The organism is Pedobacter sp. G11 (assembly GCF_003860265.1).
GTDB lineage: Bacteria > Bacteroidota > Bacteroidia > Sphingobacteriales > Sphingobacteriaceae > Pedobacter > Pedobacter agri.
In genome coordinates this window covers 381,940-394,808 of record NZ_CP034190.1, presented here as the reverse complement: position 1 = coordinate 394,808, position 12,869 = coordinate 381,940, and the positions used below count along the sequence as shown (strand labels likewise).

At 41.2% G+C, this 12,869-nt stretch carries 14 protein-coding genes; 11 read left to right on the top strand and 3 right to left on the bottom strand.

Features of this window, described 5'->3' with window-relative positions; genetic code table 11:
• The first annotated feature begins 29 nt into the window (after nucleotides 1-29).
• Together EA772_RS01645 and EA772_RS01640 are read left to right on the top strand one after the other, a co-directional pair.
• Nucleotides 30-2,216 carry a peptidase domain-containing ABC transporter gene (locus EA772_RS01645; RefSeq protein ID WP_124910954.1) on the top strand — a complete coding sequence of 729 codons (2,187 nt, stop codon included), beginning with the start codon at nucleotides 30-32 and terminating at the stop codon, nucleotides 2,214-2,216.
• Between the two features lie 8 nt (nucleotides 2,217-2,224).
• Entirely contained in the window at nucleotides 2,225-3,238 is a 1,014-nt protein-coding gene (locus tag EA772_RS01640; protein WP_124910953.1) for an HlyD family efflux transporter periplasmic adaptor subunit, read from the top strand.
• A gap of 121 nt (nucleotides 3,239-3,359) precedes the next feature.
• Here EA772_RS01640 and EA772_RS01635 read toward each other — a convergent pair whose 3' ends face one another.
• Both EA772_RS01635 and EA772_RS01630 read right to left on the bottom strand, forming a co-directional pair.
• Nucleotides 3,360-4,127, bottom strand: coding sequence for a LytTR family DNA-binding domain-containing protein (locus EA772_RS01635; protein WP_124910952.1), 768 nt, complete (start codon nucleotides 4,125-4,127; stop codon nucleotides 3,360-3,362).
• Nucleotides 4,128-4,230: 103 nt separating this feature from the next.
• Nucleotides 4,231-5,307: a sensor histidine kinase gene (locus EA772_RS01630; protein WP_168187466.1), complete on the bottom strand. Its 1,077-nt coding sequence runs from the start codon at nucleotides 5,305-5,307 to the stop codon at nucleotides 4,231-4,233.
• Nucleotides 5,308-5,389: 82 nt separating this feature from the next.
• Between EA772_RS01630 and EA772_RS21980 the strand changes: the two genes are divergently transcribed.
• The gene (locus EA772_RS21980; RefSeq protein ID WP_168187465.1) at nucleotides 5,390-5,527 is read left to right on the top strand and encodes a hypothetical protein; all 138 of its coding nucleotides are present in this window, start codon (nucleotides 5,390-5,392) and stop codon (nucleotides 5,525-5,527) included.
• 4 nt (nucleotides 5,528-5,531) lie between these two features.
• Here the strand turns inward: EA772_RS21980 and EA772_RS01625 are convergent, their stop codons facing one another.
• Nucleotides 5,532-6,272: a LytTR family DNA-binding domain-containing protein gene (locus tag EA772_RS01625; protein WP_124910950.1), complete on the bottom strand. Its 741-nt coding sequence runs from the start codon at nucleotides 6,270-6,272 to the stop codon at nucleotides 5,532-5,534.
• Nucleotides 6,273-6,635: 363 nt separating this feature from the next.
• On the opposite strand from EA772_RS01625, the gene EA772_RS01620 reads away from it, so the two are divergent.
• The 8 genes from EA772_RS01620 to EA772_RS01585 all read left to right on the top strand — a co-directional run bounded on the left by EA772_RS01620 (nucleotide 6,636) and on the right by EA772_RS01585 (nucleotide 12,867).
• Nucleotides 6,636-7,169: a hypothetical protein gene (locus EA772_RS01620; RefSeq protein WP_124910949.1), complete on the top strand. Its 534-nt coding sequence runs from the start codon at nucleotides 6,636-6,638 to the stop codon at nucleotides 7,167-7,169.
• An 83-nt stretch (nucleotides 7,170-7,252) separates the two neighbouring features.
• Nucleotides 7,253-7,546, top strand: a complete 294-nt coding sequence (locus EA772_RS01615) for a DUF4134 domain-containing protein (protein ID WP_246834095.1) — start codon at nucleotides 7,253-7,255, stop codon at nucleotides 7,544-7,546.
• A gap of 57 nt (nucleotides 7,547-7,603) precedes the next feature.
• Nucleotides 7,604-7,957 carry a DUF4133 domain-containing protein gene (locus tag EA772_RS01610; protein ID WP_124910947.1) on the top strand — a complete coding sequence of 118 codons (354 nt, stop codon included), beginning with the start codon at nucleotides 7,604-7,606 and terminating at the stop codon, nucleotides 7,955-7,957.
• On the top strand, nucleotides 7,954-10,422 hold the full coding sequence (locus EA772_RS01605; protein ID WP_124910946.1) for a TraG family conjugative transposon ATPase: 2,469 nt from the start codon (nucleotides 7,954-7,956) through the stop codon (nucleotides 10,420-10,422). Before EA772_RS01610 ends, EA772_RS01605 begins: the two co-directional genes overlap by 4 nt.
• A 33-nt stretch (nucleotides 10,423-10,455) precedes the next feature.
• Nucleotides 10,456-10,806, top strand: coding sequence for a hypothetical protein (locus EA772_RS01600; protein WP_124910945.1), 351 nt, complete (start codon nucleotides 10,456-10,458; stop codon nucleotides 10,804-10,806).
• A 133-nt stretch (nucleotides 10,807-10,939) separates the two neighbouring features.
• Nucleotides 10,940-11,620 (top strand): conjugal transfer protein TraI, encoded by a 681-nt coding sequence (locus EA772_RS01595; RefSeq protein ID WP_168187464.1) that lies wholly within the window; start codon nucleotides 10,940-10,942, stop codon nucleotides 11,618-11,620.
• On the top strand, nucleotides 11,607-12,254 hold the full coding sequence (locus tag EA772_RS01590) for a hypothetical protein (RefSeq protein WP_124910944.1): 648 nt from the start codon (nucleotides 11,607-11,609) through the stop codon (nucleotides 12,252-12,254). Before EA772_RS01595 ends, EA772_RS01590 begins: the two co-directional genes overlap by 14 nt.
• Nucleotides 12,241-12,867: a TerB family tellurite resistance protein gene (locus tag EA772_RS01585; RefSeq protein ID WP_124910943.1), complete on the top strand. Its 627-nt coding sequence runs from the start codon at nucleotides 12,241-12,243 to the stop codon at nucleotides 12,865-12,867. Before EA772_RS01590 ends, EA772_RS01585 begins: the two co-directional genes overlap by 14 nt.
• Nucleotides 12,868-12,869 lie beyond the last annotated feature (2 nt).

Below are 12,869 nucleotides of genomic sequence, written 5' to 3'. Positions count from 1 at the left end.
AATTTACCTTACACTCAGGCCTACAGATATTGAAAAAATTTATACATTTCAGACAGCAGGATCAAATGGATTGCGGACCAACCTGTTTACGTATGGTAGCTAAATACCATGGAAAAAATTTTAGTCTGCAGCACCTCAGGGACATTTCTGGAATTAACCGTGAGGGAGTTTCCCTTCTAGGGATAAGTGAAGCCGCGGAAAAAATAGGTTTCAGGACAATGGGTTCAAAACTTTCAGCTGAGCAAATCGCAGAAATTGAACTTCCGGCTATCCTCCACTGGGAACAAAATCACTTTGTTGTCCTGTATGGCATTAAAAACGGTCGCTATCAGATTGCCGACCCTGCAAAAGGACTTATCGAATATTCCAAAGCTGAGTTCATCAAACATTGGTTGAGTTCATTTAGTGAAGGAGATATGCAGGGGATTCTACTGATGCTCTCCACGACGCCTGCATTCTTTGCACAGGAAGGGGACAAAAATGCAGGTATCAACTTTAAATTTTTATCGAAGTACTTATTGAGGTACAAACAGCTGGTTATACAGTTGCTCTTCGGCTTGGCTGTCGGAAGTCTTTTGCAACTGATTCTCCCATTCTTAACACAGTCTATTGTTGATATTGGTATCAATACCAAAAATCTCAATTTTATTTACATCATACTCATCGCCCAGACAATGCTCTTCTTTGGCCGGACCAGTGTCGATTTCCTGCGATCCTGGATTCTGCTACACATCAGTACCAGGATTAATATTTCAATACTTACAGACTTTCTGATCAAACTGATGAAACTCCCTATGAGCTTCTTCGATACCAAGCTTACGGGCGATATTATGCAGCGGATGAATGATCAGAAAAGGATTGAAAATTTTTTGACCGGTTCCACGCTCACGGTAATTTTTAATGTATTTAATTTAATCGTCTTTACCATCGTACTTGCCTATTATGACCTTAACATATTCCTTGTCTTTATTTCAAGCGCAGTACTCTACTCGGCATGGGTAATCGCCTTTTTACGTAAAAGAAGAGATATTGATTTCAAGCGTTTTGATCTGGCGGCTAAAAATCAGGGAAGTATAGTACAGCTGATCAGCGGTATGCAGGAAATTAAGTTGAACAACTGTGAGCAGCAAAAACGCTGGGAATGGGAACACTTACAGGCAGGACTTTTTAAGGTTAGTATCCGCAGCCTTTCGCTGGGACAGATTCAGCAGGCTGGAGCATTTTTTATTAATGAGGGTAAAAATATTTTGATTACGTTTCTGGTCGCAAAAGCGGTCATCGATGGACAGCTCACACTGGGGGCAATGATGGCTATTCAATATATTGTAGGTCAGGTTAATAGTCCGGTTGAGCAACTGCTTAGTTTTATTCAACAGTTGCAGGATGCAAAGATAAGCGTGGAGCGGCTGAACGAAATTCACCAGATGGAAGATGAAGAGCCCACCGAGAAAGCTTTTATCCACACACTTCCACTTCGAAAAACTTTGAGCCTAAATGATGTAAGCTTCACCTATCCCGGTGCAGGCAATGAGCCCGTGCTAAAAGGTGTGGATTTTGATATACAGGAAGGCAAAACAACGGCAATCGTTGGAATGAGTGGAAGCGGGAAAACAACTATCCTAAAGTTATTGCTCCGCTTTTACCTACCCAAAAAAGGTAAGCTCAAGGTCGGGAACCTGGACATGGAACAGATTGGATATCGCTTCTGGAGAAGCAACTGCGGGGTTGTAATGCAGGACGGATTTATATTTTCAGATACCATTTCAAAGAATATTGCCGTAGGGGATCAAATTCCAGACATAACCAAGCTCAAACATGCGGTGCATGTTGCTAATATTACGGAGCTAATTAGTACACTTCCTTTGGGGTTAAACACCAAGATTGGTGCCGAAGGAAACGGAATCAGCCAGGGACAGAAACAAAGAATCCTAATTGCAAGAGCAGTCTACAAAAATCCGGAATATATTTTCTTTGATGAGGCAACTAATGCGCTTGATGCCAATAACGAAAAAGTGATCATGCAAAATCTTGAGGAATTCTTCAAGGGCCGGACAGTCGTAATCGTCGCCCATCGCCTCAGCACTGTAAAGAATGCCGACCATATCATTGTCCTGGATAAAGGTAGGATTATAGAGCGGGGAAGCCACGCTGAACTAACCAGCCAAAAAGGGGAATACTTTCAGCTGGTGAAAAATCAACTTGAACTCGACAACTAATTGACTAAATGGAAAACAAAAGTCCCTGCAGAAAAGACGCCTTTCAACAGCTCCATAACGATGAGCTTAACGAAATCATAACCGCTGTGCCCCGCTGGATATTGAGATGGGGTATAAGTCTGGTTTTTAGCCTACTCATCATGATTTTAACTGGGGCAGCACTGATAGATTATCCGGAAGTCATAACATCCAATCTGAAAATAAAATCCATCATCCCGGTTCACCAAGTAGCGATAGCAAACGGTGGTATAGTGACAGGTATTGTTGCCAAAAATGGTGAATTAGTCAGGAAAGGACAAATTTTATGCTTTCTGGAAACAGGTGCACGCCATGAGGACATTTTGGTTGTTTTCTCCACCATTGAGGCAATCAGGCAGGAAGCTAAAGCAGGTAGCATCCGTACCCATTTACCGGTGAATTTAAAATTAGGTGAACTTAAGGATGCTTATGAAAAGCTTTATAACAGTTTTTCAGTTTGGTATCACGACAAGAGACAAATCCCAAAAACTAAGTTAAAAAAAGCAGCTTATTTTCATTCAATCCGCGCTTTGAATGATTTTTCGAAAAACCTCGAATGGTATTTAAAAACCTATACCATAAGGGCTCCAATACATGGTATTCTAAATTACTCCAGCGTATTCTCGCAGAACCAGATGATTAAGCCAGGCGAGAAATTTCTTACCGTAAGCGGCCTCGACCACGTTTTTTTTGGGGAAATATCCATTGCCCAGGAAAACAGAGCGAAGATCAAGATCGGCCAGAAGGTGCTGATAAAACTCAAAAGTTATCCATTTCAACAGTTTGGAATATTGCAGGGTGAAATAAGTAATCTATCTGATGTACTTTATAAAGATAGTATTTACCTGGGTAGGGTCAGTCTGCAACCTTTCGAACAAAAAAATGCAAATAAAAAGCTAATGCTTAACAGTGGCATGCGCGCAGATGTGGAGGTAATCACCGAGAATAATTCTTTACTACAAAGGATATTCAGAAATCTGACTAGACAAATGACCAGGATCTAGTCCAAGGGGGCACAATCAGATAAACCATTTAAAACGAGCTTCGAACTTCCGTTTGGTGACCGTCTGTCTCTTTTAGTTAAAAAAAGAGGATGAGTACAAAAAAATTCAAATCCCGGTTTGTTCAAATGTTTTTTAATGCCTTAAATTTAGTACGTAACAGGTTTTTGGAAATAAAAGCCTCAAAATCATATTGATAGGATTTGGCGACTTTCAATGTTAGTCCGTTTGTCAGTAAGATGCTTGCACCCTTTATCGAACAAATATGATTTTCCGAAATTATCGAAAAATCATCTATACGGATAAATCCACGATAGCCTGAAATTGATTGAACGACACTTTTTGTTTTCAAACTTTTATATTTGATTGACTCAGCCGTTGAGTGAATACAAATAATTTCTTTATCACCGCTTATAGCAACAAAATCTTTCCTTGGAACTCTAATTATTCTAAGGTTGTCATCCATTTCCAATGTGATATAGAAGGATTCTGTTTCACCCGCTAGTGCATGATGGTTATTTTCTATTTCCGTTGTAAAAAGGCGGCTTATCTTCGAAATAAAAGAATTATAGGTGAAGGGTTTAAGGAGATATGCGTCTGCGGAAACGTTAAAGGCATCTAAAGCATATTTTGAGAATGAGGTGGTGAAAATTAGATGCTTTGTTTTATGTCGGATAAGGGAGGCTAATTCGATTCCTGAAATGTTGGGCATCTCCACGTCCATGAAGATGAGATCTACCGGATCAGCTTCAGTAATTGCTGCTAATGCGATAATTGGATCGGCAAACCTTCCTGCCAACGAAAGCCCATCACATTGTTTGATGTATTCACTTATACTGTCAAGCGCTACTGTGTCATCATCTATAGCAATGCATTTAACCATTTTCTTCATTAATCTTTGAAGATAACTTTAACATTCTGATTATTAAAATACGTCACTTTTGTCACGTAGCGATTGACGTTCGTGGAGACAAGCATTGCATTTTTACCGCGGTCTAAATCATTCTAACTGTCAATGAAAATAAAAAAATATTATTTTCTACTTCCCCAAAACTTATCACCGCCCGTTCTCCGTAAGAAAATTGCAGGCGCTTACTGATATTCGACATCCCGGAATGCAAACTTCCTTTAAACCTTTTTGCTGCAATCAGATTTTTGGTCCTGATAGACAGCAAGCCTTCATCAAAACTAATATGGACAGTTCCCGGAACCTTACTGTTTGTAAGATCGCCGTGCTTAAATATGTTCTCTACAATGGTAATCAATACCAATGGAATAAATTTAACATCACGGACTTCATCATCATAAAACAATCTTAAACATAAGCTATGGTTTTCCCGGAGCTGGTGCAGGTTGATCAGGTTCTCAACCTGTTCCAACTCACTGCCGAGGTCTACATATTCTTTGTTGAAATCGCTGTCAACCGCATAACGCATCATCTCAGATAACGCACTTATTCCCTCTGCGGCAACGGGTGCTTTATCCCGTGCATTGTGGTATAGAAAATTCAATGTGTTGAATAAAAAGTGAGGGTTAATCTGTGCGCGAAGATAGGCATTTTCAGAACGGGCAAGATTAACCATGTTTTCCAATTTGTTTTTTTCCAGTGCTTTGGTTCTCCTGCGTTCTTCTATATAGTTCTGTAAAAAGTAATAGCCTGTAGAAAAAAGAATGAAATAAAAGGCCCGAAAAATTGTTCCAAGGCAAAACTGATAATCAAATTTAACAGTGGTTCCATCGAGAAAACGGGTGTAATTTATCATCAGTTTTTGAATGCCATACATCATGCCCACATAGGCTGCAGTCTGCAGGACAAAAAGAACCGGAATCAGCGAAATGGGACTTTTCGATTTTTGTATGCTCCACTTTAGTGTGACTAGGGCATGAAAATAAAACAGTCCAATGTTCAGGGAATAGACAATAAAATACCTGACCGGATTACCAAAAAATCCCGAATACAATCCTATCCAGGCAATTTCATAAAAGATGAAAATCCCCCAAAGGTAAAAGTGGTATCGATAGCATTCCAGAAAATTCCTGATGCCGTTTTTTGTGGTACTGAGGTCGTTCATCCAAGTAGTTGGGTCAAGTGTATAAATAATTATTAGCTGATTCTCATTTGCCTGATTTTTCAAAAATAAACAAAACAAACTCATGAAAAATCAACAAAGAATCATCAAAAGAACCGTGTTCGTGTTCAAAGGAAAATTTCAGGTAGCAAATAACGAAACTATCCCGACTGATCCCACTACAATAACAATTACAGTGGGTACCCGGGCAGTCGCCAGGTGATGATTTAAAATCGGTTACTTCGGATGGTTTTCATTTTAATGAAGTCCATAACCTGTTCCCGGTAAAATTTTCCAATTGTCAGTTCCGTCCCATCAGTCATATAAATTGTATTCCCCTCAACTTTAGATATATAACTTTGAGAGATGACAAATGACCTGTGGATTTGAATGAAATCAGGCTGGTCTTTCAGAACCAGCTTGATTTCCCCTAGGCTCATATAGGTCACAACTGAATCATTCAGTGTATGGATGCGTATATAATTCTGAAGACTTTCAATAAAAATCACCTCCGCAAATTTAATACGAACTAAATTATTGCGCTCATTTTTATTGCGGACGAAAAAATAATCGTCCTTTTGTAGAGTTTGGCTATTACTAGCAGTCTCTGATTTGGGGAAATGCCTGTTTATCGTATCTGCAAAACGTGCCATCGTATAAGGTTTTAGCAAAAAATCATTTGCATGGATCTCGAAAGCATCATAGGCATATTTAGAGTGTGAGGTCGTGAATATCAGTTTATTGGTTTTGTGACGGATTGATTTTGAAAGTTCAATTCCGTTGATAACCGGCATGTCTACATCCATGAAAATGATATCGATCGCTTTTAAACTATTGATTTCTGTCAAAGCCTCTAAAGGGTCCGTATAAATATGGCTTAGCTCAAGCTGTGGCATTAAATTGATGTAGGATTTTAGACCATTGATGGCATGGATGTCATCATCTACTATTATACATTTAAGTTTCATTGGCTACTGGAAAGAAATAGTTTCTAGTAAAAAAATCATGTTTACCAAACTAGCGAAAATTATGCATTTGTCAAGGATTGTTTGAAAATCTTTAACAACATCTTTTTTGCCTTTATTTCAAAGCATATTAAAAATACCGGCGATTATACGATCTAGTGCTGTCAAACACCAATCAAGATTCAAAACTTTTCCTTTTACTTTAATAGTGCTAAACCCCTTTATCCTGCCTTTGCGTAGTAAATCCATGGGTCTCCAGAAAATCGTTCGGAAGTACGCACGTAGTATGGAATCAAAATTTCGCCAATTCCTAAAATTTGTACCAACAAAGGTCAGCAATGGTGCAGGCCGGAAAATCTTAGATTTATGTTACAACAATTTTCCTGGACAACTTTCCTCATTTTCTTCGCCATAGTGACTGCACTCTGGTATCTGGCGCTCCTCTTTACTGTCTATCGTAAAGAAGCAAAAGCGTTTATCTCCGGCTCCATTTCTAGGCCACCTTCACTCTCACCAGGCAAACACGTCTCGGAAGAAAACCAATCTACTGTCCCTGAGCTGGATATTATGGGAAAATCAAGAATGCCCGAAGGACTGGACCTGGTGGGTATGGGGGCGTTAAATTTTTCCGTTGGAGATCATTCCACTTACAGCAATGAAGATCAAAAGTTAGATCAGTTGGGGCTGGTGCCTGATGTCATTCAGGAACTGAAAGAAATTTTCGGGATTCTTGAAAAAGAAAACGGCAGTAAACAGGACTTTTTCGCTATGGCCGCCATGATCAGTGAAAAATATGGGCGTATCGGTTCTAACCCCAATATCGGCAAGATCAATGAGTTTATTCGCGACCATTCACCATTTGCAATTACCCAGGAAGAACTTGAATACCTGTGGGACTAATTAACTGAGTTTTACTTAACGATTTTATCATGAAAACGAATTCATTCAAAGCTGCAAAGAGACTTGTCCTCTCCAAGATCACAATGTTCACACTTGCCTGGTTAACGCTCAATTATATTTTTTCAGTTTCCTGCTTCGCCCAGGACGGGAATGCGGGAATTCAGGAAGCAACCAATAAGGTTAAAGGGTATTTCGATACCGGTTGCGATCTGATGTATGCCATTGGCGCTATTGTGGGTATCATCGGTGCCATCAAAGTTTTTAATAAATGGAACGCTGGTGAATCCGATACCAATAAGGTGGCAGCAGCCTGGTTTGGGAGTTGTATTTTTCTGGTTGTAGTTGCAACGGTGCTAAAATCATTTTTTGGGATATAACCGAGCGAAGCGAGCCCTTGAATACAATGAAAATCAATAACAAAAAAATGAAAAATCATGGGAGCAGTTTATCAAATCAATAAGGGGGTTTCCAAGCCAATAGTGTTTAAAGGCTTGAAAGCACAGTACATCGCCTATCTGGCCATTGGATTGGTGCTCCTGTTGTTGTCCTTTGCCATTCTATACATTTCTGGCTTAAGCCTACTGATTGTCATGCCATTGATATTGATCCTTGGAACAGCACTCTTTATGGTCACCTTTCGCCTCAGCTACCGCTTTGGTGAGCATGGACTTATGAAGTACCTGGCAAAAAAGAGACTCCCAACATACGTCCGGTTTTCTTCTCGCCGGCTATTCATCAATCTGAAGTACAATAAAATTGATCTTCAAAATCTAAATGTAAAGAAATGAAAGAAGCCGTAAACACACTTCCGATCTACAAAGTTGAGCAGGGCTGCATCCTTTCCTTTAGCGGAGATATTACCCTGGCCTATAAACTGCTTTTGCCGGAAATTTTTTCGCTCTCTGACCAGGATTATGAGGCTTATCACCAGGCTTGGGTAAAAGCGATAAAGGTATTGCCTTCAAACAGCATATTCCATAAACAGGATTGGTTCCTGCAGGAAACTTTTAAGGCAGATTTCCAAAAAGATGAAAAGGATTTTCTTTCACATTCCAGCGAGCGTTTTTTCAATGAAAGACCTTATGTTGAACACAGTTGTTATGTTTTTCTGACCAAAAAAGCTGCCCGTATTAAATCTGCAACCTCGTCGACTTCTGGACTCTTGCAGGGTAATCTGGTACCACCGCAAACGGTAAATCCTGCAATGCTTTCGGATTTTATAGACAAGGCAGGGCAGTTTGAAAGGATCATGACCGATTCCGGTTTCGTTTCTATGCTTCGTCAGGATGATAACGACATCTGTGGCAAAGCAAATGCCGGCGGTATCCTCGAACGGTACTGCTTTTTACTAGGGGATAAAGACATGCCGATTATTCGTGATATTCATTTGAGGGATGAGATCCGTATTGGAGAAAAACACATGGAAATCTATACCCTTTCTGATGTAGCGGATTTGCCTTCATTTTGCGGTAGCCGGATAAATTACGAACCCTATTCAACAGATAAATCAAAATTCAGCACAGGGTTCGCTACGCCGCTTGGGCAGCTTTTAGACTGCAATCACATCCTGAACCAATATGTTTTTATCGGTGATGCCCAGCAAACCATCAAACGACTGGAAGCTAAAAAACTACGTCTTCATTCCCTTTCTTCCTATTCCCGCGAAAATGCCAATGGCAGAGACGCTATCAATGATTTTCTCAATGAAGCAGTAGCGATGGGCAGGATTCCGGTAAAATCGCATGTCAATGTGATGGCTTGGTCTGAAGATGAAACCTTGCTAAAGGATATCAAAAACAAAGTAGGCTCTGCCATGGCGTCCATCGATGCAGCTGCCAAACGGGAGACCGACGGGCAGGCGCAGATCTGGTTTGCCGGACTGCCCGGTAATGAGGCCAATTTCCCAATGAACGATTCTTTTGATACCTTTTTAGAACAGGCCACTTGTTTTTTTAATATGGAAAGCCATAATCGCGATTCCCGCTCTGAATTTGGGATTCGCCTCGGCGAGCGACTGTCGGGCAGACCGATACATGTAGACATCTCGGATGAGCCGATGCGCCTGGGTTATACCACCAACCGTAATAAGTTTATTCTTGGTCCATCGGGTTCAGGTAAATCCTTTTTTACCAATCATATGGTCCGGAGCTATTATGAGCAAGGTACACATGTCTTGCTGGTGGATGTTGGACATAGCTACAAGGGGCTTTGCGATCTGGTTGGTGGTTATTACTTCAGTTATTCTGAAGCCAATCCAATTGCATTTAATCCTTTTTATTTAGGGAAGGGGGATGTGCTGGATACGGAGAAAAAAGAAAGCATCAAAACATTGCTCTTGGCGCTTTCCAAGAAGGAAGGAGAGAGTTTTTCACGGGCAGAATATGTGGGTTTTTCTAACGGGTTGACGCTATATTATAAGCATCTGGAGCTTCATCCGGATATCTTTCCATGCTTTAATTCTTTTTACGATTTTTTATCGGGAGAGTATTTGGAGGTACTTGAGGAAAACGGTGTGCGTGAGCACTATTTCGACATCAAAGGATTCCTGTATGTTTTAAAGCCCTATTACCGGGGGGGAGAATTTGATTATCTCCTCAATGCAACTGCCCAATTGGATCTGCTTTCTGAACGCTTCATTGTGTTCGAGCTTGATGCAATCAAGGACCACCCGATACTTTTTCCGGCAGTTACACTCATCATCATGGAGGTCTTTATCTCCAAAATGAGAAAGCTGAAGGGAATAAGAAAGATGATCCTGATTGAAGAATGCTGGAAAGCAATTGCCAAGAAAGGCATGGCAGAATACATTAAATATTTATTTAAGACCGTGCGTAAATTCTTTGGTGAGGCGGTAGTCGTTACCCAGGAGGTGGAGGATATTATTTCTTCTCCCGTTGTGAAGCAGGCCATCATCAATAATTCGGACTGTAAGATATTGCTCGATCAAAGTAAGTATCAGAATAAGTTTGACGATATCCAGCAGCTGCTTGGCCTGACTGAAAAGGAGAAATCCCAGATTCTTTCCGTGAACCGGGCAAATGATCCTGCTAAAAAATATAAAGAGGTATTTGTCTCCCTCGGTGGACAGCATAGCCAGGTGTATCGAACGGAAGTATCGCTGGAAGAGTATTTAGCCTATACTACTGAAGAAACCGAAAAATTGCAGGTACAGGCATATGCAGAAAAGTTCGGCAGCATCCAGAAGGGGATTGTAGCACTAGCCACAGATATCAGAAATTCAACCACTTTTTAACTAAAACTCAAACCTATGGGAAATCTTTTAAGAATGCTACTGGTGCTATTAAGCCTCACTTTCTACGCGTGTCGACAGGATCCAGCTAAAAAATTCCTTCCCGGGCTTTATACCAATTCAGCGACTGGGGAATTAAGTAAGGCCGATGATACCCTGGTGGTAGAATCCGCCGGAAGCAACAACTATCTGCTTCACCGCAAGACCGGATACAACCTGATCCGTGAGGTCAAAACCGGTAAGCGCCAGCATGAAAGCGAAGAATGGAATGCAATCTACGACGAAGGTACAAAAACTTTGTATGAGCTCAGAAGAGGAAAGCACATTACCATTTATCCGGATTCCGGATTTATCCTTATCGGTAAGCGGAAATATACTAAACAGTAAAATATCATCCAATAATTATAAATATATGAGATCTCATCATTCAGGTACAAGGCCATGTACCGCCAAAATCAGAAACGCCTTAGGCAATCCATTTAAAAATCTGGGTTGCCTCGGCACTAAAATTAAAAGAGTTATGAAAAACTATATGGTAATTCTCCCGGTCAGTGCCATGACCATTTGCGTAGGGCTGCCCAGTGGCGCAACCGCGCAGGTTGCGGTATTGGAGGTGATCAAGGCCGGTGTCAAGAAAGTCATCCGCGCAGTAGACCTCAAGGTGCAGCGATTGCAGAACGAGACGATATGGCTGCAAAATGCGCAGAAGGTACTGGAAAACCAGCTATCTAAGTTGAAGCTGACAGAAATCGCCGACTGGACCGAAAAACAAAAGGACCTATATTCGGAATATTATTCCTCGCTATGGAAAGTGAAATCCGCCATTACCTATTATAAACGGGTAAAGGAACTTACCGTCAAACAGGTGGCCATCGTCGATGAATACAAGTGGGCCATCGGGCTCTTTCAAAAGGATAAACACTTCAGCGTGGATGAGCTGGATCAGATGCAAAAGGTTTATCTGGGCATTCTGGAGGAAAGTGTCAAGAACCTGGATCAGGTGCTGCTCGTTGTCAATTCTTTTAAAACGCAGATGAGTGACGCCAAACGGCTGGAGATTATTAATGCTGCGGCTGATAAGATGGAGCAGAACTACACTGATCTGAGGAAGTATAATTCCGGCAATATAAGCCTGAGTATTCAGCGTTCTACTTCTGTTGATGAGGTAGCCAAATTAAAGGAGCTGTATGGCGTGGATTAGATTGATTCGAACGGCTTTTGTTGCGCTGGTACTAATCATATCGGGGTTTAGTGCGCATGCGCAGACCTGGTCAGAATGGTTTTCCCAAAAAAAGACCCAGCAAAAATACCTGGTCGAACAGCTCGCTGCACTAAAGCTTTATGCAGGTTACCTGAAAAAGGGGTATGAAATCGGAAGCTCCGGATTGACTTTCATTAAAGGAGCTGCGAAGGGCGAGTTTGATATGCACGGTACTTTTTTCTCTTCACTAAAGGCCGTAAGCCCTTTGGTAAGCAAGGATGTCAGAATTGCAGAGATTATTAAGATGCAGATACTGATTAGCCAGGCATTCAGTGCTCTCCACTCAGTTGATGGGCTTTCCGCCGTGAGTTCTAGGTATGTGGAAATGGTAAAGCAAAATCTATCTTCTGAATGCATGACCGATCTGGAAGAACTGCTCCTGATTCTCACTGCTGAACGACTAGAGATGGGGGATGAGGAGCGTATCATCAGGATTGATCGACTCTATCAATCCATGCAAACCAAAAAATCCTTTGCGCTGCGATTTGTTGGCACCGCAAGATCACTTGCAAATGAAAAAAACCATGAACTTAAAAGTTTAGAAGAAATGGAGGTATGGTATGAAAATAGGTAAAATTTGGGCTGTCGTATTGATATTGACTCTTTTGTTTACGTCCAGCACAAAGGCCCAGTCCACCGAGGTGCAGCAATTGCTACTGAACGTGGAAAAGCTCAGCCAGTTAAAGAACATTCTTTCCGATATGAAAAAAGGATATACCGTGATTTCAACAGGCTACAATGCCGTCAAGAATATTTCGAAAGGAAATTTTTCCATTCATGAGGTTTTTCTTGATGGACTCATGGCGGTGAGCCCAGAGGTGCGAAAGTATCGCCGGGTGGCAGACATCATCACTGCCCAAAAGGATATCATTTCGGAATATAAAAGTGCTTTTAAAAACTTCAATACTTCTGGGCTTTTCAGTCCCGCGGAGTTGGATTACCTCGCAAAACTTTATGGCAGACTATTTTCCCAAAGCATGGATAATTTAGATGAGCTGACTATTGTCATCACCGCAAATTCGCTTCGAATGAATGATGCCGAACGGCTGGATGCGATTGACCGTATTTATCTGGATACGTTTGACAAGCTGACTTTCCTGCGGAGCTTCAACCGGGATGCGGGGAAACTGTTGCTCCAGCGAAAATCTGCGGTAGCAGATCTGAAAGGCGTTAAGGAACTTTTTTAGAT

Coding starts and splice junctions, on each gene's coding strand:
- EA772_RS01640 (WP_124910953.1), top strand. CDS start 2,225: ATGGAAAACAAAAGTCCCTGCAGAAAAGACGCCTTTCAACAGCTCCAT.
- EA772_RS01635 (WP_124910952.1), bottom strand. CDS start 4,127: ATGAAGAAAATGGTTAAATGCATTGCTATAGATGATGACACAGTAGCG.
- EA772_RS01630 (WP_168187466.1), bottom strand. CDS start 5,307: ATGAACGACCTCAGTACCACAAAAAACGGCATCAGGAATTTTCTGGAA.
- EA772_RS21980 (WP_168187465.1), top strand. CDS start 5,390: ATGAAAAATCAACAAAGAATCATCAAAAGAACCGTGTTCGTGTTCAAA.
- EA772_RS01625 (WP_124910950.1), bottom strand. CDS start 6,272: ATGAAACTTAAATGTATAATAGTAGATGATGACATCCATGCCATCAAT.
- EA772_RS01620 (WP_124910949.1), top strand. CDS start 6,636: ATGTTACAACAATTTTCCTGGACAACTTTCCTCATTTTCTTCGCCATA.
- EA772_RS01615 (WP_246834095.1), top strand. CDS start 7,253: ATGTTCACACTTGCCTGGTTAACGCTCAATTATATTTTTTCAGTTTCC.
- EA772_RS01610 (WP_124910947.1), top strand. CDS start 7,604: ATGGGAGCAGTTTATCAAATCAATAAGGGGGTTTCCAAGCCAATAGTG.
- EA772_RS01605 (WP_124910946.1), top strand. CDS start 7,954: ATGAAAGAAGCCGTAAACACACTTCCGATCTACAAAGTTGAGCAGGGC.
- EA772_RS01600 (WP_124910945.1), top strand. CDS start 10,456: ATGCTACTGGTGCTATTAAGCCTCACTTTCTACGCGTGTCGACAGGAT.
- EA772_RS01595 (WP_168187464.1), top strand. CDS start 10,940: ATGAAAAACTATATGGTAATTCTCCCGGTCAGTGCCATGACCATTTGC.
- EA772_RS01590 (WP_124910944.1), top strand. CDS start 11,607: ATGGCGTGGATTAGATTGATTCGAACGGCTTTTGTTGCGCTGGTACTA.
- EA772_RS01585 (WP_124910943.1), top strand. CDS start 12,241: ATGAAAATAGGTAAAATTTGGGCTGTCGTATTGATATTGACTCTTTTG.